General features: G+C 41.5%; 27 protein-coding genes. 26 read left to right on the top strand and 1 reads right to left on the bottom strand.

Annotated elements, in window-relative coordinates; genetic code table 11:
* The first annotated feature begins 56 nt into the window (after positions 1-56).
* From ndk to ypjB, 22 genes are all read left to right on the top strand, one after another.
* Positions 57-503 (top strand): nucleoside-diphosphate kinase, encoded by a 447-nt coding sequence (gene ndk, locus NSQ76_RS11250; protein ID WP_024422808.1) that lies wholly within the window; start codon positions 57-59, stop codon positions 501-503.
* Between the two features lie 145 nt (positions 504-648).
* Positions 649-1,428, top strand: coding sequence for a CheR family methyltransferase (locus NSQ76_RS11245; protein WP_024422807.1), 780 nt, complete (start codon positions 649-651; stop codon positions 1,426-1,428).
* A 73-nt stretch (positions 1,429-1,501) separates the two neighbouring features.
* A complete protein-coding gene (aroC, locus tag NSQ76_RS11240; protein WP_024422806.1) occupies positions 1,502-2,674 on the top strand; it encodes a chorismate synthase in 1,173 nt (390 codons plus the stop codon).
* Positions 2,674-3,765 carry a 3-dehydroquinate synthase gene (gene aroB / locus NSQ76_RS11235; protein WP_341053865.1) on the top strand — a complete coding sequence of 364 codons (1,092 nt, stop codon included), beginning with the start codon at positions 2,674-2,676 and terminating at the stop codon, positions 3,763-3,765. Before aroC ends, aroB begins: the two co-directional genes overlap by 1 nt.
* Positions 3,762-4,145: a chorismate mutase gene (aroH, locus tag NSQ76_RS11230; RefSeq protein WP_024422804.1), complete on the top strand. Its 384-nt coding sequence runs from the start codon at positions 3,762-3,764 to the stop codon at positions 4,143-4,145. Before aroB ends, aroH begins: the two co-directional genes overlap by 4 nt.
* A gap of 231 nt (positions 4,146-4,376) precedes the next feature.
* Positions 4,377-5,924 carry an anthranilate synthase component I gene (trpE, locus tag NSQ76_RS11225; protein ID WP_041117827.1) on the top strand — a complete coding sequence of 516 codons (1,548 nt, stop codon included), beginning with the start codon at positions 4,377-4,379 and terminating at the stop codon, positions 5,922-5,924.
* Complete coding sequence (gene trpD / locus NSQ76_RS11220; RefSeq protein ID WP_024422802.1) at positions 5,896-6,918, top strand: anthranilate phosphoribosyltransferase; 1,023 nt, start codon at positions 5,896-5,898, stop codon at positions 6,916-6,918. Before trpE ends, trpD begins: the two co-directional genes overlap by 29 nt.
* On the top strand, positions 6,911-7,663 hold the full coding sequence (gene trpC / locus NSQ76_RS11215; protein WP_025093058.1) for an indole-3-glycerol phosphate synthase TrpC: 753 nt from the start codon (positions 6,911-6,913) through the stop codon (positions 7,661-7,663). Before trpD ends, trpC begins: the two co-directional genes overlap by 8 nt.
* On the top strand, positions 7,660-8,328 hold the full coding sequence (locus tag NSQ76_RS11210) for a phosphoribosylanthranilate isomerase (protein WP_034623458.1): 669 nt from the start codon (positions 7,660-7,662) through the stop codon (positions 8,326-8,328). Before trpC ends, NSQ76_RS11210 begins: the two co-directional genes overlap by 4 nt.
* Positions 8,309-9,508, top strand: a complete 1,200-nt coding sequence (gene trpB / locus NSQ76_RS11205) for a tryptophan synthase subunit beta (protein ID WP_024422799.1) — start codon at positions 8,309-8,311, stop codon at positions 9,506-9,508. Before NSQ76_RS11210 ends, trpB begins: the two co-directional genes overlap by 20 nt.
* Positions 9,505-10,308, top strand: a complete 804-nt coding sequence (trpA, locus tag NSQ76_RS11200; protein WP_034623460.1) for a tryptophan synthase subunit alpha — start codon at positions 9,505-9,507, stop codon at positions 10,306-10,308. Before trpB ends, trpA begins: the two co-directional genes overlap by 4 nt.
* An 11-nt stretch (positions 10,309-10,319) precedes the next feature.
* On the top strand, positions 10,320-11,417 hold the full coding sequence (gene hisC, locus NSQ76_RS11195) for a histidinol-phosphate transaminase (RefSeq protein WP_034623462.1): 1,098 nt from the start codon (positions 10,320-10,322) through the stop codon (positions 11,415-11,417).
* Positions 11,418-11,531: 114 nt separating this feature from the next.
* Positions 11,532-12,647, top strand: a complete 1,116-nt coding sequence (locus NSQ76_RS11190) for a prephenate dehydrogenase (protein WP_034623464.1) — start codon at positions 11,532-11,534, stop codon at positions 12,645-12,647.
* A gap of 10 nt (positions 12,648-12,657) precedes the next feature.
* Positions 12,658-13,944 (top strand): 3-phosphoshikimate 1-carboxyvinyltransferase, encoded by a 1,287-nt coding sequence (gene aroA / locus NSQ76_RS11185; protein ID WP_024428099.1) that lies wholly within the window; start codon positions 12,658-12,660, stop codon positions 13,942-13,944.
* Positions 13,945-14,224: 280 nt separating this feature from the next.
* On the top strand, positions 14,225-15,496 hold the full coding sequence (locus NSQ76_RS11180; protein WP_034623466.1) for a tetratricopeptide repeat protein: 1,272 nt from the start codon (positions 14,225-14,227) through the stop codon (positions 15,494-15,496).
* A 75-nt stretch (positions 15,497-15,571) separates the two neighbouring features.
* Positions 15,572-16,111 (top strand): ReoY family proteolytic degradation factor, encoded by a 540-nt coding sequence (locus NSQ76_RS11175; RefSeq protein ID WP_008344562.1) that lies wholly within the window; start codon positions 15,572-15,574, stop codon positions 16,109-16,111.
* Between the two features lie 61 nt (positions 16,112-16,172).
* Positions 16,173-16,619, top strand: coding sequence for a YpiF family protein (locus tag NSQ76_RS11170; protein ID WP_024428101.1), 447 nt, complete (start codon positions 16,173-16,175; stop codon positions 16,617-16,619).
* Positions 16,620-16,763: 144 nt separating this feature from the next.
* Entirely contained in the window at positions 16,764-17,270 is a 507-nt protein-coding gene (locus tag NSQ76_RS11165; RefSeq protein ID WP_007500911.1) for a ubiquinol-cytochrome c reductase iron-sulfur subunit, read from the top strand.
* Positions 17,271-17,272: 2 nt separating this feature from the next.
* The gene (gene qcrB / locus NSQ76_RS11160) at positions 17,273-17,947 is read left to right on the top strand and encodes a menaquinol-cytochrome c reductase cytochrome b subunit (RefSeq protein ID WP_003215804.1); all 675 of its coding nucleotides are present in this window, start codon (positions 17,273-17,275) and stop codon (positions 17,945-17,947) included.
* A gap of 41 nt (positions 17,948-17,988) precedes the next feature.
* The gene (locus NSQ76_RS11155; protein ID WP_024422792.1) at positions 17,989-18,756 is read left to right on the top strand and encodes a menaquinol-cytochrome c reductase cytochrome b/c subunit; all 768 of its coding nucleotides are present in this window, start codon (positions 17,989-17,991) and stop codon (positions 18,754-18,756) included.
* A 100-nt stretch (positions 18,757-18,856) separates the two neighbouring features.
* Positions 18,857-19,450: a DUF1405 domain-containing protein gene (locus NSQ76_RS11150; protein ID WP_024428102.1), complete on the top strand. Its 594-nt coding sequence runs from the start codon at positions 18,857-18,859 to the stop codon at positions 19,448-19,450.
* A 65-nt stretch (positions 19,451-19,515) separates the two neighbouring features.
* Positions 19,516-20,319, top strand: a complete 804-nt coding sequence (gene ypjB / locus NSQ76_RS11145; RefSeq protein ID WP_024422790.1) for a sporulation protein YpjB — start codon at positions 19,516-19,518, stop codon at positions 20,317-20,319.
* A 30-nt stretch (positions 20,320-20,349) separates the two neighbouring features.
* On the opposite strand, the gene NSQ76_RS11140 is transcribed toward ypjB, so the two are convergent.
* Positions 20,350-21,222, bottom strand: coding sequence for a YitT family protein (locus tag NSQ76_RS11140; RefSeq protein ID WP_024422789.1), 873 nt, complete (start codon positions 21,220-21,222; stop codon positions 20,350-20,352).
* A 137-nt stretch (positions 21,223-21,359) separates the two neighbouring features.
* Here NSQ76_RS11140 and NSQ76_RS11135 point away from each other — a divergent pair, with 137 nt between their 5' ends.
* The 4 genes from NSQ76_RS11135 to bshB1 are packed head-to-tail and all read left to right on the top strand — an operon-like array spanning position 21,360 to position 23,632.
* Positions 21,360-21,695, top strand: a complete 336-nt coding sequence (locus tag NSQ76_RS11135) for a nucleotide pyrophosphohydrolase (RefSeq protein ID WP_024422788.1) — start codon at positions 21,360-21,362, stop codon at positions 21,693-21,695.
* 5 nt (positions 21,696-21,700) lie between these two features.
* The gene (gene dapB / locus NSQ76_RS11130) at positions 21,701-22,504 is read left to right on the top strand and encodes a 4-hydroxy-tetrahydrodipicolinate reductase (RefSeq protein ID WP_024422787.1); all 804 of its coding nucleotides are present in this window, start codon (positions 21,701-21,703) and stop codon (positions 22,502-22,504) included.
* 17 nt (positions 22,505-22,521) lie between these two features.
* Complete coding sequence (gene mgsA, locus NSQ76_RS11125; RefSeq protein ID WP_024422786.1) at positions 22,522-22,941, top strand: methylglyoxal synthase; 420 nt, start codon at positions 22,522-22,524, stop codon at positions 22,939-22,941.
* Positions 22,928-23,632, top strand: coding sequence for a bacillithiol biosynthesis deacetylase BshB1 (bshB1, locus tag NSQ76_RS11120; protein WP_034623468.1), 705 nt, complete (start codon positions 22,928-22,930; stop codon positions 23,630-23,632). The genes mgsA and bshB1 overlap by 14 nt, the downstream gene beginning before the upstream one ends.
* Position 23,633 lies beyond the last annotated feature (1 nt).

Raw genomic sequence — 23,633 nt, 5'->3', positions numbered from 1 at the left:
ATCACTTTGTAACAATGTAAGCCTATACATACATAACGACGGGGTGGAAAACGTATATGGACAAAACATTTCTTATGGTCAAACCTGATGGTGTGGAAAGACAATTAATCGGTGACATTGTGTCAAGATTCGAAAAAAAGGGGCTTCAGCTTGTTGGTGCAAAACTAATGAGTATTCCAAAGGAAGTAGCAGAAACCCATTACGGAGAGCATAAAGAAAAACCGTTTTTCGGGGAATTGGTTGACTTTATTACGTCAGGACCTGTATTTGCAATGGTATGGCAAGGTGAACAGGTAGTAGACGTGACAAGACAGATTATCGGCAAAACAAATCCAAAGGAAGCGCTTCCAGGCACAATAAGAGGAGACTATGGATTGACTGTTGGGAAAAACATTATCCATGGGTCAGACTCACCAGAAAGTGCTGAAAGAGAAATTAACTTATTCTTCAAACAAGAAGAACTCACAAGCTGGGATCAAACCATCTCAAGCTGGATTTATTAAGTTTCAAGCCAAGGTGTTCATCTAATGAGCACTTTGGCTTTTTTTATATTGAACTTTCTACACGAAATTTCTCGTGAGAAGATACAAATTTTCGATAAAAACAGCTATACTAGGACAAAGATAGATGAGACAGGAGAGGACATTGATGGATCCATATCAAGTATTTGTTGGAAAATGGAAAAAACTAACCGGGGTTGATTTAAATTTATATAAAGAAGCACAAATGAAACGAAGATTAACATCACTTTATGATAAAAAAGGATATAAAGATTTTGAAGCATTCGCGGCCGCGCTTGAAAAGGACAGAGCATTATTAGATGAGACGATGGACCGCATGACGATAAATGTGTCAGAATTTTACCGAAACTATCAGCGCTGGGAAGTACTTGATCAAAAAATCCTGCCGCTGCTTTCGAAAAATGGCGGCACCCTAAAGATTTGGAGTGCAGCATGTTCGACAGGAGAGGAGCCATATACACTCTCCATGCTGCTGTCAAGTCATCCTCTTGTGAAAGACTTCCAAATTATTGCAACTGATATTGATGATAAAGTTCTGCAGTCAGCTCAAAAAGGCAGATATCATGAACGCTCTCTGCAAGAGGTGCCAGATCATATCAAGCAAAAATATTTCACAAAAGAAGATTCTTCATTTTACACTGTGAAGGATGAGGTTCGAAAGCATATTCAATTTAAGAAGCACAACCTTTTAGCAGATCCATATGAAAAACAGCTTGACCTCATCGTCTGCCGAAATGTACTGATTTACTTTACTGAAGAGGCAAAAGAAGAAATTTACTTAAAAATGAGCAGCAGTTTAAAACAAAATGGCGTATTATTTGTTGGTTCTACAGAGCAAATTTTTCACCCAGAAAAGTTTGGACTGACATCTGCTGATACTTTCTTTTATCAAAAGAAGGGTATGTAGCTGACTTTTTAGTAGCAAGTGTGTTATTATATTTTTACTTAAAAGCGTTAATGCGATGAAGGGAGATTGAGTCATGAGGTACTTAACAGCAGGTGAATCACATGGTCCACAACTGACCACAATTATTGAAGGAGTTCCAGCGGGACTTTACATAGAGCAGGATGACATCAATTATGAATTGGCTAGAAGACAAAAAGGTCATGGCCGCGGAAGAAGAATGCAGATTGAAAAAGACCAGGCGAAAGTGTTAAGTGGTGTTCGCCACGGGAGAACATTAGGTTCCCCAATCGCACTTGTTGTTGAAAACAACGATTGGAAGCATTGGACAAAGGTGATGGGGGCAGAGCCGATCACGGAAGAAGAAGAAAGTGAAATGAAGCGTCAAATCTCCCGTCCAAGACCAGGACATGCGGATTTAAATGGGGCGATTAAATATGGACACCGTGATATGAGAAACGTATTAGAGCGCTCATCAGCCCGCGAGACAACTGTTCGCGTAGCAGCAGGCGCAGTTGCCAAACAAATCTTGGCGCATCTAGGGATTAAAGTAGCTGGGCACGTTCTTGAAATTGGCGGAGTGAAAGCAGCTCATACAGCATATGAGTCTATTGAAGATTTGCAGAAGGTAACAGAAGAATCACCTGTTCGCTGCTATGACAGTGAAGCAGGTCAGAAAATGATGGATGCAATTGATGAAGCGAAGAAAAACGGCGATTCAATTGGCGGAATTGTTGAAGTCATCGTTGAAGGGATGCCGGTTGGGGTTGGCAGCTATGTTCATTACGACCGTAAATTGGACAGCAAGCTTGCTGGTGCTGTACTTAGTATCAACGCTTTTAAAGGGGTTGAATTCGGTATTGGCTTCGAGGCAGCCTCTAAAAATGGCAGTGAGGTCCATGATGAAATCATCTGGGATGAAGAAAAGGGCTATACGAGAAAAACAAATCGCCTAGGTGGTCTTGAAGGCGGAATGTCAACGGGTATGCCAATTGTCGTAAGAGGGGTTATGAAACCAATCCCAACGCTTTATAAGCCGCTTCAAAGCGTTGACATTGAAACAAAAGAACCTTTCTCTGCAAGTATTGAACGATCTGACAGCTGTGCTGTTCCTGCTGCAAGTGTTGTTGCAGAAGCAGTCGTTGCATGGGAAATTGCCAATGCAGTTGTGGAGCAGTTTGGCCTTGACCAAATCGACCGCATTAAAGAAAATGTTGAGAAAATGCGCCAGCTTCAGAGGGAATTTTAATGAAAACACTGGAAGTTAAGACGTCTTCAGCCACTTATCCTGTATTTATCGGTGATGGGATTAAACGCAATATCGTCGACTTGATAACTTCCACTGGGCATTCCTATACGAAGCTCTTAATCGTCACAGATGCAGCTGTTGATGCCATTTATGGTGATGAGATGGTTCGCTTACTTCAGCAGAAGTGGCCTGTGAACAAAGTGGTTGTGCCGAGCGGAGAGCAGTCGAAATCCTTTGCCGAATTTGAGCATATTCATACGAAAGCCATTCAATTTCAGCTTGATCGTTCCTCCTGCATCATTGCGCTGGGAGGCGGCGTGATTGGAGATTTGGCTGGCTTTGCTGCTGCCACTTATATGAGAGGCATTGACTTTATCCAAGTGCCGACGACGCTGCTGGCACATGATAGTGCAGTTGGCGGGAAAACAGGGATCAACCATCCGCTCGGTAAAAATTTAATCGGTGCGTTTCATCAGCCGAAAGCTGTGATCTATGATACTAGTATGCTTGAGACACTATCTCAAATTGAACGAAGATCAGGCTTTGCAGAAGTCATCAAACATGCACTGATTTCAAGTGAAGAATTTTTATCAGAACTCATGTCCATTCGTTCTTTGACGGATTTATCAAAAAGCGAGCTGGCACATATGCTGTATCAAGGCATTCAAGTCAAAGCGTCAATCGTTCAAGAAGATGAAAAAGAACAAGGTGTGCGTGCATTTTTGAATTTAGGCCATACACTGGGGCATGCCATTGAAGCAGAGTATGGATATGGCGCCATCACGCACGGAGATGCCATTGCAATCGGCATGCAGTTTGCACTGTATGTGAGCGAAAAGCAGCTGGGGCTCAGCCTTAATCGTTTGGAACTAAAAGAATGGATGAAAGATCTCGGTTTCCCGGTCAAAGTCACACAAGATATTTCCACAAAAACTTTTGTTGACCGGATGATTGGAGATAAAAAGGCAAGAGGCGGCAGTGTTCAATTTGTTTTATTAAAACAGGTTGGAGACGTCACCTTGCAGTCTTTCACAAAAGATGAGCTGCACTACTGGATCGAAGAATGGAAACGGGAGGAGGGATGTCTATGATGTTTCGCGGGATACGTGGGGCTACAACTGTAATAGAAGATACAGAAACAGAAGTGTTAAACAAAACGAAACAGCTGTTAGAAGCGATCATTTCAAGAAACCAAGTAGATCCAGAACGTGTCGTGCAGATCTTGATTTCAGCTACACAAGATATTCACTCCGTTTTTCCGGCAAAAGCACTTCGTCAGTTTGAAGGATGGACATATGTACCAGTTACTTGCATGCAGGAACTGGACATTGATGGCGGTTTAAAGCAATGTATTCGTGTCTTAATGACTGTCCAGACGGATACAAAGCAGGAAGACATACAGCATGTATACTTGGAAGAAGCTGTGACGCTTCGCCCTGATTTACAGTTGACAAAAAACAAGGAATTATAATACGATATGAACAGCCGAAGTTTACACACAGGTGTAAACGGCATTGCAAGCTTAGAGAAGATGAGAATGAGACTAGGGTAGTTGAGATGAGTAGAGTTGAGCAGAGATACGATACTTCTATTTAATCATACTGCCTAAAAGAGCAACCCTCTTTTAGGCTTATTTCGTATACTCATACAAACCCTCTATATGTCCCCTCATTCTCCTTAATCCCATTTAAGGAGTGTGCTTATGAATTCCCAACCAAACCTGACCCAATTTTTAAAGGACAGTGAGTCCTACAAAACGATCCCAATTGTTGAAACCATTACAGTCGATACGCTCTCACCGATTCAAATTGTTGAAAAACTCAAACAAGATATTGTGTATTTGCTAGAAAGCAAAGATGAGTCTTCCAGCTGGTCGAGATATTCCTTCATTGGATTGCACCCGTTTTTAACCTTACATGATGACCAAAACAAATACGTTGCACGTGACGCTGCGGGGCAGGAAGTCATGCAAAAGCAAGAGCTGAAAGAACTGCTGGATTGGATGAAAGAGCAATATCAAATCAAAACGCCAGATATTGATATCCCATTTACAGGCGGGGCTGTTGGGTACTTAAGCTACGATCTGATCCCAAACATTGAACCTTCTGTCAGGCCTCACCGCAGCGCATCGCTGGCAGAAAATTGCACATTATTTGTCTGCCAAACGATGATTGCCTTTGATCATGAAACAAATCATGTTCATTTTATCCAATACACTCAGCTGGCCGGACATGAAACAGAAGACGAAAAAATTCGAGCTTACAAAGAAAATCAAAAACAGCTTGAACAGATGATTCACAAGCTCCATTCAAAGGTTGATATGAAAGAACTGATTTTATCAGGGAATATGAATGAGCCGCCATCCTTTGAACATGTGACGTCAACCTATGAAAAAGCGCAATTTTTAAAAGACGTAGAAAAAATCAAAGAATACATTCGAGCAGGTGACATTTTTCAAGGCGTACTCTCGCAGCGATTTGATATCCCTGTATCAGTGAGTTCATTTGAGTTATACCGCGTGCTTCGGATTGTGAATCCATCTCCTTATATGTATTTTATGAAATTAAAAGATCGTGATTTAGTCGGCAGCTCGCCAGAACGATTAATCCATGCCAAAAATGGGCATTTAGAAATTCATCCTATTGCTGGCACAAGAAAACGAGGAACAACAAGAGAAGAGGATGCTGAACTAGCAAGAGAGCTGCTTGAAGATGAAAAGGAAAAAGCCGAGCATTACATGTTAGTGGATCTTGCCAGAAATGATGTAGGCCGTGTGGCAGAATACGGCAGTGTGTCCGTACCAACCTTTACAAAAGTAGTGAACTTCTCTCATGTCATGCACATCATCTCCATTGTGACAGGAAAGCTAAAGCGGGATACACATCCAGTTGATGCGCTCATGTCCGCATTCCCAGCAGGCACATTAACAGGTGCCCCGAAAATAAGAGCGATGCAATTATTAAATGAAATGGAGCCTGAGCCAAGGGAAACGTATGGCGGCTGTATTGCTTATATTGGATTCGACGGCAATATCGACTCTTGTATTACGATCCGTACGATGAGCGTCAAAAATCAGACCGCTTCTATACAAGCAGGCGCCGGCATTGTGGCTGATTCTGTCCCAGAAAATGAATGGGAAGAGACTTGTAACAAGGCAGGAGCACTTCTGAAAGCCATTCAGCTTGCGGAACATATTTTCTCAGAAAAGGAGAGTGTGCAGGATGAATCACCGACTATCAGCTCTTGTTAATGGAGGCTTTCTATCAGAAAATGAAGCAAATAAACTCATGCATGATATGATGAGCGGCTTTTTAACAGATGCTGAGGTCGCTGCGAGTCTCTCGATTTTAGCGCATAGAGGAGAAACCGCTGAAGAAATGACGGGTTTTGTGAAAGCTATGCGGCAAAATGCAGCACCAATGGAACGAGCGCTTGATGTAGTAGATACTTGCGGCACAGGAGGCGATGGACTCTCCACCTTTAATATATCAACTGCCGCTGCCATTGTCGCTTCCGCTGCTGGAGCCAAAATCGCCAAACACGGAAATCGATCAGTTTCTTCTAAAAGCGGGAGTGCCGATGTACTAGAGTGTCTTGGGATTCATATTCAATCCACACCAGAAGAAACAAGAAGACAAATACAAGAGAAAAACATGGGCTTTTTATTTGCACCATTGTATCATTCATCTATGAAACAAGTAGCCGCAGTCCGCAAGCAGCTCGGCTTCCGGACGGTATTTAATCTCTTAGGCCCGCTTTGCCACCCAATGCAAGCCAAAAAGCAAATCATCGGTGTCTACTCAAAGGAAAAGGCAAAATTAATGGCAGAAGCCCTTGCACCGTTAGAGCCAGAACATGTGCTGTTTGTTTGCGGAGAAGATGGACTGGATGAATTAACGATTACAGCAAATTCATATGTGATTGAACTCAAAAAAGATGTCATGACAGAATATACACTCAATCCAGAAGACTTTGGGCTGCAAAAAGGATATTTATCAGAAATTCAGGTCCAATCACCGGAAGAGAGTGCTAAATTGATTCAGAATATATTGAATCATCAAACAGAAGGGGCGCCGCTTCATATTACAGCCCTGAATGCTGGCGCCGCTTTATATGTCGCAGGGAAGTCAGAAAGCCTCATGGCCGGAACATTAAAAGCGATTGAAACAATTAAAAACGGCGCAGCCAAAGAACAATTGGCTCGATTAAAACAAAAAACGAGAGAGGAAGAGATCTATGCTTAATCAAATCATTGCCCGCAAAAAAGAACATATTCAAACATTGCAGTTACCAGTAGATGGACACTTTGAAAGACGATCATTTAAAGAAGCACTCATGAATCCTCATCGCTCAATTGGTCTCATTGCGGAGGTGAAAAAAGCGTCTCCTTCCAAAGGAATCATTCAACCGAATTTTGATCCTTTACAAACTGCAAAAGCTTACGAAAAATCAAACGCTGATTGCTTATCTGTTTTAACGGATGAACCGTTCTTTCAAGGGAAAAACGAATACTTATCCCTCATTAAAAAACACGTAGATCGTCCAATTTTAAGAAAAGATTTCATCATTGACTCCATACAGGTAGAAGAGTCAAGACGTATAGGGGCAGATGCCATTTTATTAATTGGAGAAGTACTTGAGCCGCAAAAGCTGCAAGAGCTCTATGCTGAAGCGAAAGAGAAAGGCCTTGATGTCCTTGTCGAAGTACATGCAGCAGATACACTGGAAAATATTTTAAAGTTGTTCACTCCTGAAATCATTGGAGTGAACAACCGGAATTTAAATACATTTACAACAACTGTCGAACAAACAAAAGAGATCGCACCCCTTGTTCCAAAAGATGTTTTACTAGTGAGTGAGAGCGGTATTCAAACATTTGATGATCTGGCCTTTGTGAAGAAACATGGAGCGGGTGCAGTTCTTGTAGGAGAATCATTAATGAGAGAACAATCACAAGAAAAAGCCGTTCAGACATTGTTTGGAGAATGAACAGGGTGAAGCCTTATGTAAAATATTGCGGGGCAGTATCACAAGATGATGTGGAATGTATTGCGCAATCTCACGCAGATGCCATTGGATTTATTTTTGCTCCAAGTAAAAGACAAGTCCAGCCAGATCAAGTGAAACAATGGCTCATCCAAACAAAGTGTGAGAAAAAAATTGCCGGTGTTTTTGTAAATGAAAAGATCGAAAAAGTGTGTGAGATCACAAAACATATACCTTTAGATATCGTACAGCTTCATGGAGATGAAACGCAGGATGACGCTAAAGAAATCAAACAACAAACAAGGGCTGTCGTTTGGAAAGTGTTCCACCACGCATCCAATATCACAAACACGCTTGAAAAAATGACGGCATTTGCACCTGTTGTCGATGGCTTTCTCATTGATGCGAAAGTAAAAGGGATGAGAGGCGGCTCTGGAACAGCTTTTGCTTGGGAGGCGGTGCCTGCATACGTTAAGCATGCAAAACGGCTGGAGAAAACTTGCATAATTGCAGGCGGCATCACACCAGAAACGATAGCAGAGCTCCTTGCCTATGGTCCAGAAGCGATCGATCTTTCAAGCGGAATAGAAGAAAACGGAAAGAAAAGCAGCGCTAAGATCGAAGCGCTCGAAGAAAGGATGTTAAATAATGTACGCATATCCAAATGAGATTGGCAGATACGGAGAATTCGGAGGGAAATTTGTCCCGGAAACGCTCATGCAGCCACTTGCAGAAATCGAGCAGGCATTTCGTGAATTAAAAGAAGACCCTGCTTTTCAAGCAGAATATGTATCACTACTTCGAAACTATTCAGGCAGACCAACTGCGCTTACATATGCTGACCAATTATCAGCATACCTCGGCGGGGCAAAAATCTATTTAAAAAGAGAAGATTTAAACCACACGGGTGCTCATAAAATTAACAATGCGCTTGGTCAGGCCCTGCTTGCGAAAAAAATGGGGAAATCAAACATCATCGCAGAAACAGGCGCGGGCCAGCACGGAGTAGCTGCTGCAACGGTGGCCGCAAAGTTCGGGTTATCCTGCACGGTATTTATGGGAAAAGAAGATGTGGAAAGACAATCACTCAATGTCTTTCGAATGAAACTGCTGGGCGCTGAAGTCATACCTGTCACAAGCGGAAATGGCACACTAAAAGATGCAACCAACGAAGCCATCCGCTATTGGGTTCAGCACTGCAGTGATCATTTTTATATGATTGGCTCCGTTGTAGGCCCTCATCCGTATCCTCAAATCGTCAGCGAGTTCCAGCGCATGATTGGTGATGAAGCAAAAGAGCAGCTGCTTGAAAAAGAAGGAAGGCTTCCTCATAAAGTCATTGCCTGTGTTGGCGGCGGAAGTAATGCCATTGGAATGTACCGGGCATTTTTAGATGAAGAAGTAGATATCATTGGTGTAGAGGCAGCTGGAAAAGGAATCGATACGCCGCTCCATGCTGCAACCATCACGAAAGGAACCAAAGGTGTGATCCACGGGTCTTTGACATATTTAATTCAAGATGAATTTGGCCAAATTATTGAGCCATATTCTATTTCCGCTGGTTTAGATTATCCGGGAATTGGACCAGAACACGCATATTTACATGCGAGCGGGCGGGTTCAATATGTGAGTGCGACAGATCAAGAAGCACTAGATGCACTAAAGCTGCTGACTGAAAAAGAAGGAATTCTGCCAGCAATTGAATCTGCACATGCGCTAGCCAAAGCGTTTGAGGTAAGCAAGACGATGGATGAAGACGAAATCGTCCTTGTCTGCCTGTCAGGAAGAGGCGATAAGGATGTACATACATTAATGAACGTGCTCGAAAGTGAGGGGAAAACAAAATGATTAGATTTCAATTAGAGCAAGGCGGAAAATTATTTATCCCATTTATCACAGCTGGCGATCCGTCAGAAGACATCACGATTGATTTAGCTATCTCCCTTCAAGCAGCCGGTGCACATGCGATTGAACTCGGTGTTCCTTATTCCGATCCATTAGCAGACGGTCCTGTCATTCAAAGAGCCTCCAAAAGAGCTCTAAATCATGGCATGAATATCGTAAAAGCGATAGAATTAGCAGGGAAGATGAAAAAAAACGGTGTAAAAATTCCTGTAATTCTATTTACGTATTATAATCCTGTGTTACAATTAGACACAGAATACTTTTTCGCTTTACTGCGCAAAAATCATATTTCGGGACTCTTAACACCCGACTTGCCGTTTGAAGAGAGCAGCGAGCTGCAAAAGAACTGTCAAACACATGACATTTCATATATTTCACTCGTTGCACCAACAAGCAAGGAACGATTAGTAAACATTGTAGAGCAGGCAGAAGGTTTTGTGTATTGTGTTTCATCTCTTGGTGTAACAGGTGTCAGACAATCTTTTGACGCGTCAATTACAGATTTTATTCAACAAGTGAAACAGCTGAGTCACATACCGGTTGCGGTCGGTTTTGGCATCTCAACAAGAGAGCAGGTAGACTCAATGAATAAACTGAGTGACGGTGTTGTTGTCGGAAGTGCACTTGTGAAAAAAATTGAAGAGCTTCATGAACAATTGCTGGCAAGTGATACACGTCAAGAGGCTTTAAGAGAATTTGAAACATATGCAAAAACATTTAGTCCCCTCTATTCATTCAAATGAGGTGAAACATTTTGCAAATCAAAGATCAATTAAAACAGCTAAAACCGTATCAACCTGGGAAACCAATTGAAGAGGTCAAAAAAGAATATCAATTAGACAAAATTGTGAAATTGGCTTCAAATGAAAACCCTTTTGGATGTTCTGTACATGCAAGAGAGGCAATACAAGCTGAACTCGAACATTTAGCGATTTATCCTGATGGGTACAGCGCAAGTTTAAGAACGGAGCTTGCTGAGTTTCTTCAAGTAAGTGAAAAACAATTAATTTTCGGGAACGGCTCAGATGAACTTGTGCAAATTATTGCGAGAGCTTTCCTTGACCAACATACAAATACCGTCATCCCATCTCCATCTTTTCCGCAATACCGTCACAATGCAGTGATTGAACATGCTGAAATTCGAGAAGTGCCTCTTTTAGAAGGAGGAGCTCACGATCTGAAGGGCATGCTGGATGCGATCGATGAAAACACGAAGGTTGTCTGGGTATGTAATCCAAATAACCCGACAGGAAATCATTTGTCAGAATCTGAGATTGTGGCGTTTTTAGATGAAGTGCCAGCTCACGTGCTTGTTGTTCTAGATGAAGCGTATTTTGAATACGTTCGTGCGGAAGATTTTCCAAACAGTTTATCTTTATTACACAATTATCAAAATGTCATTGTCCTTCGAACGTTTTCTAAAGCATATGGACTTGCAGCGCTTCGAGTAGGCTACGGAATTGCATCAGAAGAGCTGATTACTGCCATTGAACCAGCGAGAGAGCCGTTTAATACCAGCCGTATCGCTCAGGCAGCTGCTCGTGCAGCGATCAAAGATCAAGATTTCATACAATCATGCAGACAAAAAAACGAAGCAGGTCTCAAGCAATATCAAGATTTTGCAGACCGTTTTGGACTATATATCTATCCATCTCAAACAAACTTTGTGCTGATTGATTTTAAAAGAGATGCAGATGAATTGTTCAATGCATTATTGAAAAAAGGTTACATTGTTCGTTCCGGAAAAGCACTTGGTTTTCCGACTTCTTTACGTATTACCGTCGGAACAGAAGAGCAAAATGAAGACATTCTAAGTACACTTGCCGATTTACTGCAAGGCATTCGTGCGTAGCATAACCATAAAGTCATATCCTAAGGCAGGATATGGCTTTCATTGTACCAACCTCAATACATATAAGCTGTTGAAATAGGTTGTTTAATTTTCGCGAAAAATCAGGTGATGAATATGAATGATGCAAACGAAACAATATTAATCGCTGGACTCGGTTTAATTGGGGGATCCATTGCACTCTCGATTAAAAAAGAGTATCCTCACAAAAAAATTGTAGGATTTGATGTTTCCAAAGAGCAAATGGTTGCTGCAACAAAGCTGGGAATTATTGATGCAACAGCTGATTCGTTTCTGGCTGGTTTAGAAGAATCTTCGACCATTATTTTGGCAACACCTGTCCAGCAAACAGTAAAGATGCTTAGTGATATTGCAGACTCTGGAATTGAAAGAGAGCTCACAATCACTGATGTCGGCAGCACAAAGCAAAAGGTCGTCCATTTTGCTGAAAAAGCGCTGCCTGAGCAGTACCAATTTATTGGTGGACATCCAATGGCAGGCTCTCATAAGTCAGGTGTTATTGCAGCAAAAGACTTCTTATTTGAAAATGCGTTCTACATTTTAACGCCTGCAAAGGAAACAAACCGCCAAGCTGTTGATCGGTTGATGGATTTGTTAAAGGGGACAAATGCTCATTTCATCGAGATGACACCAGAAGAACATGATGCTGTGACAAGTGTAATTAGCCATTTTCCTCATATTGTTGCAGCCAGTCTTGTGCATCAAGCACATCATTTTGAAGAACAATTCCCACTTGTTAAACGGTTTGCTGCTGGAGGCTTTCGTGATATCACACGAATTGCTTCAAGCAATCCTGCAATGTGGAGGGATATCCTGCTGCACAATAAACACAAGATTTTAGACCGTTTTCGTGAATGGAAAAAAGAGATTAACCGCATTGAAACCTTCGTAGAGCAAGAAGATGCTGAAGGATTGTTCTCTTATTTTCAAGATGCAAAGGAATATCGTGATGGACTGCCTCTAAGGAAAAAAGGAGCCATTCCTGCTTTTTATGATCTGTATGTCGATGTTCCGGATCACCCTGGGGTCATTTCGGAGATTACAGGGCATCTAGCAAGTGAAAACATTAGTATTACTAATATCCGTATTATTGAGACGCGGGAAGACATTAATGGGATTTTACGCATTAGTTTTCAAACAGACGACGACCGCAAGCGTGCAGAAATCTGTATAAAAAATAGAGCGAATTACGATACATTTTATGCTGACTGAGGTGACAAACATGAAAATTCATAAAAATGCTCCTATGAATGGAGAAATTCATATCCCAGGTGATAAATCTATTTCACATAGATCAGTGATGTTTGGTGCAATTGCTGAAGGGACCACAGTAGTGAAAAACTTTCTTCCTGGAGCTGACTGTTTAAGTACGATTGATTGCTTTAGAAAGATGGGCGTTGAAATTGAACAAAAAGGGACAGATGTTGTCATTCATGGTAAAGGACTGAAAGAGCTCAAGGAGCCGTCTGACATTCTTGATGTTGGCAATTCTGGTACAACCATTCGATTAATGATGGGAATATTAGCTGGTTGTGAGTTTCACAGTACACTAATTGGTGATGAGAGTATTGCCAAAAGACCAATGAAACGTGTGACGGGTCCGCTGAAACAACTAGGAGCCAAAATAGACGGCAGAGCAAATGGCGAGTATACACCACTGTCTATTCGTGGCGGACATTTAAAAGGCATCTCTTATGAGTCTCCGGTGGCAAGTGCACAAATTAAGTCGGCTGTCCTTTTAGCTGGGCTGCAAGCAGAGGGTACAACAACATTAACTGAACCACATAAATCAAGAGATCATACAGAAAGAATGCTCTCTATGTTTGGTGTAAAACTAGATGAAGATGAACAAAGTGTTTCCATTGAAGGCGGCCAGACATTAACAGCAACAGATATATTTGTTCCTGGAGACATCTCTTCAGCTGCATTTTTCCTTGTAGCTGGATCAATCGTTCCTAACAGCCGGATTGTCTTAAAAAATGTCGGGCTAAACAAAACAAGAACAGGTATTATTGATGTGCTGAAACTTATGGGTGCAAACCTTGAGATCAATGAAGTAGATGCCAAAGGCGGAGAACCGTATGGTGATTTAACGATTTCTACTTCATCATTAAAAGGGATTGAAATTTCTGGTGACATGATTTCAAGACTCATCGATGAAATCCCGATTATTGCGCTTCTTGCGACCCAAGCAGAAGGAACAACGATCATTAAAGATGCTGCTGAGTTAAAAGTTAAAGAAACCAATCGAATTGATACAGTCGTATCAGAACTTAAAAAACTCGGTGCTGATATTGAAGCAACAGATGATGGTATGAAGATTCATGGTAAAACTACGCTTCAAGGCGGCGCAGTCGTCTCAAGCTACGGAGATCACCGTATCGGTATGATGCTGGGAATTGCCGCATGTGTGACAAAGCAAGCAATTGAGATTGAAGATACAGATGCTGTTCGTGTCTCATACCCGAATTTCTTTGAACACATTGAATATTTAACGAAAACAGTCTGAGGAGGTCCTCAGGCTTTTTCTTTCCTTTGGCATATTTGTCAGAAATATAGCATAGCTTGTCTCAAGGTGAAACCTTGAAAAAAAACATTTTGTCCGATAAAAATAGTGTCTGCAGTTTACAAATCATCAGTTTCGTATAGGATGAAATGAAAAACAGTCTTTAAAACACAAAAATGGGTTCATTTTAAAAGAGCAACATATTTGCTGGATGTGTACCTGTCGATTATGATATGAAGTAACAATAGTTTAGGTTTTTGGAAACAGAAAGGAACGGTTTGATTTGAATAGTTCATTACAAGAAGCCATAAAATTAGTTGAGGCGGGTGAGACTGAAAAAGGACTCCAAACACTTGCTCAAGCAGAGAAGCATTTGCATGATGAAGAAAAGGCGCAAGCGGCTCAATTATATTATGATTGGGGAGATATCGATAAAGCACGGAATCTCATCAGTGATTTACATGATTTATATCCAGAGGAAACAGGTTTAACGTGTTTTTATGCAGAGCTGTTGATTGACTCTGATGAAGAAGAGAAGGCGATTTCAGTATTAGAAACGATTCCTGAAGATGATGATGCGTACCCAGAGAGTTTATTGTTAATGGCAGATTTGTATCAAATGCAAGGACTATTTGAAGTCAGTGAACAAAAGCTTTTAAAAGCGAAAGAACTACTTCCGAATGAAGCCATCATCGATTTTGCATTAGGTGAGTTGTATTTTTCTCAAGGCCTTTCAAAAAAAGCGGCCGATTATTTCTACAAAGTGGCAGATCAGCAGCATGAGGTTGGCGGTGTCAATGTGTATCAGCGGCTCGCTGAATCGCTCAGCACAGCTGGAGAATTTGAGGATGCACTTGGATGGTACGAAAAGGCAGTAAAAGATCAAGCAGACCCGAATACTCTTTTTGGCTACGGATTTACAGCAATGAGGGCTGGCAGAACGAAAACAGCCATTCAGCAGCTTACAGAACTGAAAGATATTGATCCGTCCTATTCGTCACTTTATATGCCTTTAGCGAAAAGTTATGAGGAAGAAGGACTATATCACGAGGCTTTAGAAGTAGTAAAAGAGGGTATTAAAGTTGATGAGTATAACAAAGAATTATATTTATATGGTGCCAAGATTGATTTGAAAAATGGGGATTCAGAAGATGCGAAAAAACTGCTTCAAGAAGCACTTGCTCTCGATCCGGGTTATATTGAAGCAGTTCAAACATTGCTGGCGATCTATTTAAATGAAGAGCTGTTTGATGAAATTCTGGATGTTATTAAAGAGGTTAAAAGCTTTGGGGAAGATGATCCAAAATGGAATTGGTATGCTGCATCTGCTTCTGTCGGGCGAGAAGAATACAAAGAAGCTGCCGAGTATTTCAAGCTTGCCCTGCCTGATTTTGATGAGGAGCGTGACTTCTTATATGAATACGCTTCGTTCCTTTTAGAAGAGGGCAGACAAAAAGAAGCATTGCCGTTATTACGCAAAGTTTTAGAGAAAGATGGCACGAATGAAGAAATTGAAGAAACGATTTTAAGAATTGAAGACGAAATTTCCTTATAGTTTGCAGGAATGAAGAACTGGTTTGTTGAATAATTCATGTATAGCAATTTAATTTACGATAGAGGAGGGAATAACATGCAGACCCCTGTTTCTGTCAATGAAAAAAAGGAATTTATCCGGTGGTTCTTAAACCATTATCAGCTAAAACGAAGAGAGTGTGTTTGGATATTAAATTATTTAATGAGTCACGACTCTTTGATGGAAAAGGTTCATTTTGTAGAGCAAGCAGAATTTTGCCCAAGGGGAATCATCATGTCAACACACTGTGTGGATGAAGTTCCCTTTAGATTTTATAAAGAAAACATCATGACGACAGATGCTGAAAAGTCATTTCATGATATTCGTTTGAATAAACAGCAGGATTTGTTTATTCAATTGAATTTCCGTTCTGCTTATCGTTCGCCGGAATATGCAGCTGTTCTTGAAACAAATCCTCATATTCCAAAGGATCTTTATGAGAACGAAAAAGATAAGGATCTTGCTGAGAAAGTGCTTGAGCATTCAATCGCAACTTTCCAAAAAGAACGACTCATGAAAGAGATAGATGAAGCACTTGACCGTCATGATCAAGAAACATTTAATAAGCTGGCAAAAGAATTAAGCCTATTGTCATAAACTGAACGAATAAGCCTTGCCCTACACAGGCAGGGCTTATGTCATGAAAGAGGGGAAATTGATGAGGTTTCAAGCAGAGGACGCGGATCGCTTTTTGCAATCTAAAGCTTACATTGATACCGCTATCATTCCATTAGTTGGGATTGATGCGGATCAAATGAAACAAACCGTGTCTTTAGGAGAGTTTACTATCCTTGTAGCAGATGAACTTGAAAGACAGTTAAAAGGGCGGGTTTTTCTTTTTCCGCCACATACATATTTGGAAGTGAGTGACCGGAAACAAGAAGATATACTCATAATGAAGCAGTCGCTCAAGGATCATTTTCAGCATGTCGTATTGATCACATCTGATCACCAGTGGAAAGAGCATACTGAGATCAGTGAATCGCTATTTTTGCTCAAGCCGGTTCCGCTGGAGCATTTGAAGGTTGAATTAAAGCAAAAAGTCATTCAAGACAGTGTAGAACAAATTTTGAACTTTTTGTTACAAAAATGGAACCCTTCATAAAAACCCTTACATTTGCATTGTACATAGCTTTTTAGGATGTTGACCTTGTGAATAGATTGATATATTATGAGGGTGTCCTAGTTTTATGAAATTTTTTCTAATTCAGTTATAAAGTAGCTGACGACCTGAGGGGGGGAGAAAAAAATGAGCGAGAAGAGACATGGAGTGTCCAGGCGTCAATTTTTGAATTACACGTTGACCGGCGTGGGGGGATTTATGGCCGCTGGAATGCTCATGCCTATGGTTCGCTTTGCGCTTGACCCTGTGCTAAAAGGAACAGAGGATCAGGATATGGTTCAAGTTGTCAGTGTAGATGAACTGACAAAGGAACCGAAGCGCTTTGACTTTAAAATTGATCAAGTAGATGCATGGTACGAGTCAAAGGAATCTAGGTCAGCATGGGTGTACAAAGAAGGGGATGAAATTGTCGCTTTATCGCCGATCTGTAAACATTTAGGATGTACAGTGAACTGGAACAGTGATCCGAAAAATCCAAACAAATTTTTCTGCCCGTGCCATTATGGGCTGTACGACAAGGATGGTACAAACGTACCCGGAACTCCACCGCTTGCACCGCTTGACCATTATAAGCAGCAAGTGAAGGACGGATACCTCTATCTTGGAAAAGCTGTGCCGAAAGGGGAAGGGTAACGATGCTTAACAAGATTTACGATTGGGTAGATGAGCGGCTGGACATTACACCAATATGGAGAGATATTGCGGATCACGAGGTGCCAGAGCACGTCAACCCAGCACATCATTTCTCCGCTTTTGTGTATTGTTTTGGCGGTTTAACGTTTTTTGTGACAGTCATTCAAGTCCTTTCGGGCATGTTTTTAACGATGTATTACGTGCCGGATATTAAAAATGCCTGGGAATCTGTCTATTATTTGCAAAATGAAGTGGCATTTGGTCAGATTGTCAGAGGGATGCACCACTGGGGTGCGAGTTTAGTCATTGTGATGATGTTTTTACATACGCTAAGGGTCTTTTTCCAAGGGGCGTATAAAAAGCCTAGAGAGCTGAACTGGATTGTTGGTGTGCTCATTTTCTTTGTGATGCTTGGACTTGGTTTTACAGGTTATCTTTTACCATGGGATATGAAGGCGCTGTTTGCGACGAAGGTTGGTCTTCAAATAGCAGAAGCAACACCTTTCATTGGTAAAGAGATCAAAACGCTGCTTGCAGGTCATCCTGACATTGTAGGGGCACAAACGCTGACGAGATTTTTCGCTATCCATGTCTTTTTCTTGCCAGCGGCATTATTTGGGCTGATGGCTGCCCACTTTATTATGATTCGTAAGCAAGGAATTTCTGGACCGCTATAAAATGCTGCGTTTGATGAATGTTCAATGAGGAGGGGATGACTTTGCATAGGGGAAAAGGGATGAAGTTTGTCGGAGATTCCAGAATACCGGCAGAAAGAAAACCTAACATACCTAAAGACTATTCCGAATATCCGGGAAAAACAGAAGCCTTTTGGCCGAACTTTCTTTTAAAGGAATGGCTTGTAGGTGCCGTTTTTTTAATTGGCTTTCTTGTCCTAACTGTTGTTCATGCGCCTCCGCTTGAGCGGATGGCTGACCCAACAGATACTGGCTATATTCCGCTGCCAGACTGGTATTTCCTATTTTTGTACCAGTTATTAAAATATGAATTTGCTGCAGGAAACTTCACTGTCGTCGGCGCGATGATTATGCCTGGAATTGCGTTTGGTGCACTTTTGCTCGCACCATTTCTTGATTCAGGTCCAGAACGCAGACCGTATAGAAGACCAATTGCAGTCGGGATGATGATTCTTGCAGTCGGCGCAGCAACATATTTAACGTGGGAGTCTGTTGCAACTCATGATTGGGAAGCAGCGGCAAAACAAGGTGAGATTAAGAAAGAAGCAGAGATTGATACTTCAGCTGAAGAATATAAAATTTATCAAGAGCAGACATGTATCTCCTGCCACGGGGATAACATGCAGGGCGGAGCAGCTGGACCGTCACTTGTTGACAACGGTCTTTCGCCTGAGGAGATCGCTAAAATCGCTGTAGAAGGAAAAGGCAACATGCCGAAGGGTGTCTTTAAAGGCAGTGATGAAGAACTTGAGAAGCTCTCTAAATATTTATCTGAGGTCAAATCAAAATAATTCAGTTGTTTAAATGCAAGTACAAGGATATACTCAAAAGAGAAAAAGCTGGCGCTGTCAGCTTTTTTCTGATTTTAACAGATCGTGAGTGAAGAGACATATGAGATGGATTCAATATTTGCTAGCGACGCGCTACATGCTTGTGCTGGTGCTTATGATCAATTTCCTTGGCACTGTGTACGGCTACTATTGGTATATTCCGCAGCTCGTAGAGACACCGGCTGTCTTTTTAGCTTTTGTACCAGACAGTCCAACGGCCAGCTTTTTCTTTTTATTTGTATTACTTGCGTTTTTGATGAAACGAAATGCTCCTTATTTTGAAGCACTTGCTCTTGTGACCTTGATTAAATATGGGTTATGGGCGGTAGGAATGAATATCTTTGTGCTTTTATCTGTTGATGATTTTCCGTGGGAAGGATACATGCTGATTGGGTCTCACTTTGCGATGGCGGTTCAGGCTGTATTGTTTGCGCCATATTATCGTTTTCAAATGCGTCATCTCGTGGTAGCAGGCATTTGGATCTTACATAATGATGTAATTGATTATGTATTTGGTATGATGCCCCGTTATTCTATGCTGTCTGCTTACTCAAACGAGATCGGCTACGTGACGTTTTGGCTAAGTATTGCGGTTCTTCTTGTTTCGTATTATCTCGTTCTATCGAAAAAATCGGTCAAGCTTGAACTCCCTTAACAATGTTGGTCTAACCTTGTCCTTTTCTTCATACGCTGTAAGGAGAAGGGCTAGGAGGGACTTGCATGAAACGAAAGCCAATCGCGATGATTCTATTATTTTTTCTCGTATTACAGCCAGCAGTTGTCAAAGGTGAGGAAACAGCTGCTAACACGCTGCAAGAATTAACGGAACTATCAGATTCCATCTTTCAATTAACGAGACAAGCTAAATATGATGAGGCGTTACAAGTCGCATTGTATGTTGAAAAGACATTTAAAGCTGAGAATTGGCGTGGAACTTTGACGAATACGCAGATTCGGCAAATTACACTTGGCTATCAAGATATGATAAAAGGGCTGCCGCAGGAAGAATTGAATGAGCGCGAAAAGCTTCGTTATGCCTCTCAATTTAGAATGCTGCTTGATGCGATCCAGTCGGATTCTGAGCCTCTTTGGGGTTCGCTGGAGAAGCCTATTATGGGCTCTTTTCCTACTTTGAAAAAAGAAGTAAAAGATCCAGAATCGACGACATTTTATGAAACTTGGAATGAGCTGGTTTCTTTATACGATATGATCTATCCAAGTTTAACCATTGATATTTCGCCTGAAAAGCTGCAGACGATTAAGCAGCACATGGAAGTGATTGAGCAAGGTGAATTTTTAAAAGCATCAAGTGGGACAAAGCTTGAACGTCTTACGAAGCTGGAAGAGGATTTATCGAGTGTGTTTGCTCACGTCGATGAAGATGAAGCGGATCCATCGCTTTTATGGGTCATCTTAACAACCGGGAGTATCATTTTATTAACGTTAACGTATGTTGGATTTCGGAAATATCGTGCAGAAAAAGAAAAGAAGCAAAAACGTCAGGCTGATTATCCTAAATCATAAAAAAAGAAGCCCAAAACTGGTGCTTCTTTTTTAATGCGGATTGAGCGGCTTTTTGTGTTCATCTAATGTAAAGCCTTCACCGAGTACATCATGCACGTCACTGACAGATACAAACGCATGAGGATCGACTGAGGTCACGACGCTTTTAAGGTGGACAAGCTCGTTTTTCGGAACGACGCAATAAAGAACGTTGCGCTCCTGTTTCGTATAGGAACCGACCCCTTTTAAGATGGTGACACCGCGCTCCATTTCATCTGTGATTTTCTTTTGAATGATGTCATCTTTTTCAGAGATAATCATGGCGCCTTTGGCAGCGTAAGCGCCTTCTTGCATGAAGTCAATGACCTTCGCAGCAACAAACACTGCGACAAGTGTATACATCGCTTCTTTATAATTTAAGTAGGTCAAAGAGATGGTAATGACGCATGCGTCGAAGATGAACATTGTTCGTCCCATTGCCACCTGATAATGCTTGTTGATCAGTCTTGCAATGATGTCCACACCGCCTGTTGTACCGCCGAATTTAAAGATGATTCCGAGGCCTGTTCCGATAAATACACCTGCAAAGAGGGCGGCTAAGGCTAAATCGTGCTGGAGAGGCATATGTATTTGAAAGCGCTGGAAGATGGCAAGAAAGACAGAAAGACTCACTGTTCCTACAATTGTATAAGTAAACATCGTTCTGCCGAGCATTTTCCAGCCTATAAAAAAGATCGGAATGTTTAAGACAAGGTTTGAAATAGATGGGTCAATGTGAAATAGAAAATATAAAAGCAGTGTAATACCTGTAAATCCGCCTTCCGCCAAATTGTTCTGCATATTAAAATGAACAAGACCGAAAGAAAAAATCGCAGATCCTATTAAAATAAATACGATATTTTTAAGACGAATTTCTTTTAGCAAGAGACCACTCCTTTTTTTGCTTAGACAGCGATAATATTATATGGTATGGGAGAGAAACAAGCAAACTGAGTCTTAAACATTTGTCAAATATTTATGATTTCGCTAACATGTAAGAGATGGATAGGAGGATGAGCTTCATGACGAAAGAAAAAACGCTGCGTCACGTGCAGCAAGAAGTAGATGATTACATAGGACAATTTAAAGAAGGCTATTTCAGCCCGCTTGCCATGATGGCCCGCCTGACAGAAGAATTAGGGGAGCTGGCAAGAGAGGTTAACCATTACTATGGAGAAAAGCCGAAAAAAACAACGGAAACAGAAAAAAGCATGGAAGAAGAAATTGGCGATGTTTTGTTTGTGTTAACATGCCTTGCTAATTCACTTGATATTTCACTAGAAGAAGCACATGATCGTGTGATGCATAAATTCAACACAAGAGATAAAGACCGCTGGACGAAAAAAGAAGGGAAGTAGAGACGATGACGAACGAAACCATCAAAGTAGTAATCGCTGGAGCAAGAGGAAGAATGGGGATAGAGGCTGTGAAGCTGGCGGAAGAAACAGGCCATTTTGAGCTGGTGGCAGCACTTGATCACGCGCATGAAGGAAAAAAATTATCTGATGTGATTCATACGACATCTCATGCGCCAATTTATACGGATATTGATGTGTGTCTTTCAGAAACAACACCAGATGTATTAATTGATTTAACAACACCAGAAATCGGGAAAGTACATACAAAAAAAGCACTTGAACATGGCGTGCGTCCAGTCGTCGGAACAACTGGATTTTCAGAAGATGACCTAAAAGAGCTTCAGCAATTAACAGAAGAAAAGGGCATAGGCTGTATTATTGCACCAAACTTTGCTGTCGGTGCGGTCTTAATGATGAAATTTGCCAAAATGGCAGCGAATTATTTTCCTGACGTTGAAATCATTGAGCTTCACCATGATAAAAAACTAGATGCCCCAAGCGGTACGGGCTTAAAAACGGCTGAAATGATTGCAGAAGTAAGAGAAAGCAAAAAACAGGGACATCCAGAAGAGAAAGAATTAATCGAAGGTGCACGAGGAGCAGATTATGATGGTATCCGTCTGCACAGCGTGAGACTTCCTGGCATGATTGCACATCAAGAAGTGCTGTTTGGAATGGACGGACAGACGCTCACCATTCGTCATGATTCTTATAACCGTGCATCCTTTATGTCAGGCGTGAAACTTTCAGTAGAGCAGGTCATGCACATTGATCAGCTCGTTTATGGTTTAGAAAATATCATCGACTAATAAGGAGTGGATTCCTGATGAACATTGCTTTAATCGCTCATGATAAGAAAAAAAGTGACATGATTCAGTTTACCACTGCGTACCGTGATATTTTGGCAGATCATACACTTTACGCAACAGGGACAACAGGTTTGAGAGTGAAAGAAGCGACGGGGCTTCCCATTCATCGTTTCCAATCAGGACCACTTGGGGGAGATCAGCAGATCGGTGCTTTAATTGCTGATAATGCAATGGATCTTGTGCTCTTTTTTAGAGACCCGCTAACTGCGCAGCCGCATGAACCGGATGTATCTGCACTCATCCGGCTTTGCGATGTGTATACCATTCCATTAGCCACCAATATGGGAACTGCTGAAATTTTAGTCAGGAATTTAAATAAAGGTACGTTTGATTTTCGAGATGTAGCAAAAAACGGAGGAACAAATGAAACGACTTGATATCCTTGCATTCGGTGCCCATAGCGATGATGTAGAGATCGGAATGGGCGGAACGATTGCAAAATACGTAAAAAAAGGGGCGCGCGTCGGGATTTGCGACTTGACCCAGGCCGAATTATCTTCAAATGGAACAGTAGAGAGCCGCAAAGAAGAAGCAAAAGCCGCCGCCGCTATTTTAGGTGTCAGAGCGAGAATCCAGCTCACACTGCCAGATAGAGGGCTGTATCTAAATGATGAAGCGATGAAGGAAATTGCGGGCGTGATTCGAACTTACAAACCGAAACTGATTTTCGCTCCGTACCACCAAGATCGGCATCCAGATCATGGCCATGCGGGCTCACTTGTAGAAGAGGCCGCTTTTTCTGCAGGTATACATAAATTTGAAGATTCATACAAGCAGCCAGCGCATAAAATAACTCAAATGTATTATTACATGATTAATGGGCACCATCGTCCAGATTTTGTGATCGATATTTCTGAGGAAATGCACCAAAAAATTGATAGCCTGCATGCGTATAAAAGCCAATTTGTTAAATCGGCAAACTCAGTAGAGACACCTCTTGTGAACGGTTATATTGATTTTGTCAAAATGAGAGAGTCTATGTATGGAAGAGAAGTCAACAAAGCTTATGCAGAAGGGTTTATCACAAAGAAACCACTTTTGTTGGACGATGACTTACTTGGGGGGTAAT

Source organism: Bacillus sp. FSL M8-0256 (assembly GCF_038005765.1).
In the GTDB taxonomy this organism is placed as follows: Bacteria; Bacillota; Bacilli; order Bacillales; family Bacillaceae; genus Bacillus; species Bacillus safensis.
This window is presented reverse-complemented; position numbering and strand designations above follow the sequence as displayed.

Bases quoted from the DNA above. Each gene is read 5' to 3' on its own strand.
- ndk (WP_024422808.1), top strand. From the start codon at position 57: ATGGACAAAACATTTCTTATGGTCAAACCTGATGGTGTGGAAAGACAA.
- NSQ76_RS11245 (WP_024422807.1), top strand. From the start codon at position 649: ATGGATCCATATCAAGTATTTGTTGGAAAATGGAAAAAACTAACCGGG.
- aroC (WP_024422806.1), top strand. From the start codon at position 1,502: ATGAGGTACTTAACAGCAGGTGAATCACATGGTCCACAACTGACCACA.
- aroB (WP_341053865.1), top strand. From the start codon at position 2,674: ATGAAAACACTGGAAGTTAAGACGTCTTCAGCCACTTATCCTGTATTT.
- aroH (WP_024422804.1), top strand. From the start codon at position 3,762: ATGATGTTTCGCGGGATACGTGGGGCTACAACTGTAATAGAAGATACA.
- trpE (WP_041117827.1), top strand. From the start codon at position 4,377: ATGAATTCCCAACCAAACCTGACCCAATTTTTAAAGGACAGTGAGTCC.
- trpD (WP_024422802.1), top strand. From the start codon at position 5,896: ATGAATCACCGACTATCAGCTCTTGTTAATGGAGGCTTTCTATCAGAA.
- trpC (WP_025093058.1), top strand. From the start codon at position 6,911: ATGCTTAATCAAATCATTGCCCGCAAAAAAGAACATATTCAAACATTG.
- NSQ76_RS11210 (WP_034623458.1), top strand. From the start codon at position 7,660: ATGAACAGGGTGAAGCCTTATGTAAAATATTGCGGGGCAGTATCACAA.
- trpB (WP_024422799.1), top strand. From the start codon at position 8,309: ATGTACGCATATCCAAATGAGATTGGCAGATACGGAGAATTCGGAGGG.
- trpA (WP_034623460.1), top strand. From the start codon at position 9,505: ATGATTAGATTTCAATTAGAGCAAGGCGGAAAATTATTTATCCCATTT.
- NSQ76_RS11190 (WP_034623464.1), top strand. From the start codon at position 11,532: ATGAATGATGCAAACGAAACAATATTAATCGCTGGACTCGGTTTAATT.
- aroA (WP_024428099.1), top strand. From the start codon at position 12,658: ATGAAAATTCATAAAAATGCTCCTATGAATGGAGAAATTCATATCCCA.
- NSQ76_RS11175 (WP_008344562.1), top strand. From the start codon at position 15,572: ATGCAGACCCCTGTTTCTGTCAATGAAAAAAAGGAATTTATCCGGTGG.
- NSQ76_RS11170 (WP_024428101.1), top strand. From the start codon at position 16,173: ATGAGGTTTCAAGCAGAGGACGCGGATCGCTTTTTGCAATCTAAAGCT.
- NSQ76_RS11165 (WP_007500911.1), top strand. From the start codon at position 16,764: ATGAGCGAGAAGAGACATGGAGTGTCCAGGCGTCAATTTTTGAATTAC.
- qcrB (WP_003215804.1), top strand. From the start codon at position 17,273: ATGCTTAACAAGATTTACGATTGGGTAGATGAGCGGCTGGACATTACA.
- NSQ76_RS11150 (WP_024428102.1), top strand. From the start codon at position 18,857: ATGAGATGGATTCAATATTTGCTAGCGACGCGCTACATGCTTGTGCTG.
- ypjB (WP_024422790.1), top strand. From the start codon at position 19,516: ATGAAACGAAAGCCAATCGCGATGATTCTATTATTTTTTCTCGTATTA.
- NSQ76_RS11135 (WP_024422788.1), top strand. From the start codon at position 21,360: ATGACGAAAGAAAAAACGCTGCGTCACGTGCAGCAAGAAGTAGATGAT.
- dapB (WP_024422787.1), top strand. From the start codon at position 21,701: ATGACGAACGAAACCATCAAAGTAGTAATCGCTGGAGCAAGAGGAAGA.
- mgsA (WP_024422786.1), top strand. From the start codon at position 22,522: ATGAACATTGCTTTAATCGCTCATGATAAGAAAAAAAGTGACATGATT.
- bshB1 (WP_034623468.1), top strand. From the start codon at position 22,928: ATGAAACGACTTGATATCCTTGCATTCGGTGCCCATAGCGATGATGTA.